Raw genomic sequence first — 3,313 nt, 5'->3', positions numbered from 1 at the left:
CGGCGCCCTCACCGGTCAGGTTCGCCACCTCCGCGGCGAGCGTTCCGGCCGTTCCCGTCTCGCCGGGCATGCGCAGCGTGATCGGGTTGACCACACCCGGCCGGCCTGAGTCGGTCTCCTCCACGCGTATGCCGAAGAGGTCGGCCAGCGGCCCGGGGACGTCCATGAGGAAGGCGTTGTCGTTCTCGTCGACCCGGCCGCTCCAGAAGGTCGCCAGGACCGTGCCGCCGCGAGCCACGACGGCCTCGAGCCGGTCGGCCGTGTCGCCCTTCAGCAGGTGCAGCAGCGGCGCGAGGACGACGTCGTACCCGGCGAGGTCCGCGGACTGGGGCACGACGTCGACCTGGGCCCCGGCCTCCCACAGGGCCCGGTAGTAGGCGAGCACCACGGCGGGGTACCGCACGTGCCGGTTGAGCCCGTCGGTCATCTCCGCGGCCCACCACGAGTCCCAGTCGAACAGCAGCGCGACCCGGGCGGGGGTGCGGGCGCCCAGCACCGCGCCCCCGAGTTCCCGGAACTCCCGCCCCAGCTCGGCGACCTCGCGGAAAGCCCGGGTGTCGGTCCGGCCGGCGTGGTCCAGGACGGCGCCGTGGTACTTCTCGCACGCTCCCCGCGACTGGCGCAGCTGGAAGTAGAGGACGGCGTCGGCTCCGTGCGCCACCGCCTGCCAGGACCAGAGCCGCAGGACGCCAGGCCGCTTCACCGGGTTGACGTCGCGGGAGGCGGTGATCGTCGGAGTCTGTTCCATGACCCAGAACGGCGCGCCGTCCTTGAGACCGCGCATCAGGTCGTGGGCGAGCGCCATGCGCGCGTGCTCGCGCGGACCGGGCGGGTAGTTGTCCCAGGAGGCGAAGTCGAGGTCCGCCGCCCACCGGTGGTAGTCGATGGGGCGGAACATCCCCATGAAGTTCGTGGTGACGGGTGTGTCCGGGTCGTGGCGACGGATCGCGGCCTTCTCGTCGCGGAAGTTGCGGAGCATCGCGTCGGACATGAAGCGCAGGTAGTCGAGGGTGATGCCCTGGAACGCCGTGTGATCCGGCCCGCGCCAGTGCTCCGACAACGCGTTCGGTGGCACGATCTGCTCCCAGTCGCTGAACAGGTGCGACCAGAACATCGCATTCCACGACTCGTTCAGACGGTCCAGGGTGCCGTACCGCTCACGCAACCAGCCGCGAAAGCCCGCCGCGCAGTTGCCGCAGTAGCAAGCCCCGCCGTACTCGTTACCGACGTGCCACGCCACCAGGCCCGATGTCCCCGTGTACCGCTCGGCGACCCGCCCGGCGAGGGCCGCCGACATCCGCTGGAACACCGGCGACGAAGGGCACGCGTTGTGCCGCTGCCCGTACGCGTGCCGCCGGCCCTCGAAGTCGGTGCGATTCACCTCGGGGTGACGGTGGGCGAGCCACGGGGGCAGCGCGCCGGTGGCGGTCGCCAGCACGATCCGTGCTCCGGCGGCGACCGCGCGCTCGACGATCGCGTCCAGTCGGGAGAAGTCGTAGGTGTCCTCGTCGGGCTGCAGGTGGGACCAGGCGAACACGTTCAGGGTCACCGTGTCGATCGACGCCTTCCCGAACGCGGCGTAGTCCGCCTCCCAGACGTCGCGGGGCCACTGCTCGGGGTTGTAGTCGCCGCCGTAGAGGACCTTGGTGGTGGCCGGGACGCGGGCCGTCATGCCTGGCTCCTTCCGAGAATACGGGTGTCGTCGAGCCAGGGCGGAGTCTCGTCGTGGACGGGCTCGATCTCCACGAGGGTCACCCCGTGCCGGCCGAGCGTCAGGTCGAGGTCGATCCGGCCGGCGCCGTCGTGCCCCGGCCGGATCGGGGCCGACGACGCGCGGCGGCGGGGCTCGGAGATCTCGCGCAGAAGGTCGAACTGGCGGGACGACGGGGACGCCGGCCGGCCCATCTCGGACCAGGCGTGCCAGGCGTTGCCGTGCTCGACGTCGACCTCGTGGCGCAGGACGAAGGCACGGCCGGCCACCGGCTTCGAGCCCGCGCACCCTGTCGGCACGGCGACCGGAATGCTGAGCCGCACCTCGTGGCGGTCAGGCTCGTCGGGGTCGCCCGAGCCGCCGACCGGCTGCCAGGCGAGGACGGTGACCCGCCGGGAGGCCGGGTCCCGGGTGACGAGGTGGTCCGTGCCGCGCGCCAGCACCTCGGGTCCCATGCGCGCCATGAAGGCGTACAGGTGGTACGTGGGCTTCTTGACCTGACGATGGGTGAGCATGCCGAACCCGCCGTGGAACAGGGCGGGCGGGATGCCGGTCTCCTCGAACACGTCGCTGAACGTCCAGTAGGAGAACGAGTCCACGAGGTCGCCGCCCCCGGCGAGGACGGGAGCGAGGTATGCGGCGTTGTAGGCGGTGTCGTGGACCGGGTTGTCCGGCCGGTACGACGAGTTGAACTCGGAGACGTGCGCCGGTAGGTCCGCCAGCGGTGTGCCGGCGAGGAGCTCCTTGGGCCGGGCGAACTGCTCGAGCAGGCTCTGCGGCGGCCTGAGCGTCTGGTAGACGCCGAACGGTACGTGCTCGGCGGGCCCGCTCGTGTAGGCGTGGAAGGACGTGAAGTCGATGGGCACGTCGCGAGAGACGACGAACTCCGCGAACGGCTCCCACCAGTCGTCCGCCCCGGGGGAGAGCACCGGGCCGCCGACGGGCAGGGAGGCGTCGACGTCCTTGATCGCGTGCGCTGTGGCCTCGTAGAGCCGGAAGTAGGCGTCGCGGTCCGCGTCCTTCCAGAAGACCTCGAGATTGGGCTCGTTCCACACCTCGATCGGCCAGGTGCGGACCTCGCCGAGGCCGTAGCGGTCGATGAGGTGCCGTAGCACCGCCTGGACGAGCCGGGTCCAGGCGGCATGGTCGCGGGGCGGGGTGATGTTGCCCCGCCACCAGAAGACGGTGTCGGGGCCGGAGGCCAGTTCCTCCGGCATGAACCCGAGCTCCAGGAAGGGCTTGACGCCGAGGCTCAGGTACGCGTCGACGACCTGGTCGACGTAGGTGAACGCGTAGCGGGTGCCGCGGTGGCCCGCCACGTCGTAGGGGCGGTGGACGCCGGCGTCGTCGGACAGCAGGCCGTGCCCGCGGATGTGACGGAAGCCGATCTCGCGCTGCACCAGGGCGAGGGATTCCTGGTAGTCCTGACGCAGCGCGAGGTTGAATCGCCCCGTCCCGACGCACGCCCGCCAGGCGTCGCCGAGGGTGCCGATGGGTCCGACGGGCACGACGGTGCGGTTCACGAGAGAGGTCTCCTTGATCGGTTCCGGATCGGTGGAAGGCAGCGACCGCCCGGCGAGCCGCTGGGCCGTCGTCATGTGG

The 3,313-nt window shown here is 71.4% G+C and carries 2 protein-coding genes; both read right to left on the bottom strand.

Features of this window, described 5'->3' with window-relative positions; all coding sequences use genetic code 11:
* Positions 1–1,672 (bottom strand): beta-galactosidase (locus J0911_RS01745; protein WP_207273680.1); only part of this gene is annotated, 1,672 nt, incomplete at its 3' end.
* Positions 1,669–3,313 (bottom strand): GH39 family glycosyl hydrolase (locus J0911_RS01740; RefSeq protein WP_443677258.1); only part of this gene is annotated, 1,645 nt, incomplete at its 5' end. The genes J0911_RS01740 and J0911_RS01745, both read right to left, overlap by 4 nt.

Origin of the sequence: Myceligenerans salitolerans (assembly GCF_017349295.1) — a bacterium.
GTDB classification, from domain to species: Bacteria; Actinomycetota; Actinomycetes; order Actinomycetales; family Cellulomonadaceae; genus Myceligenerans; species Myceligenerans salitolerans.
Note: the sequence above shows the minus strand (reverse complement) of the source record. Positions and strands in the feature narration are given on the sequence as shown.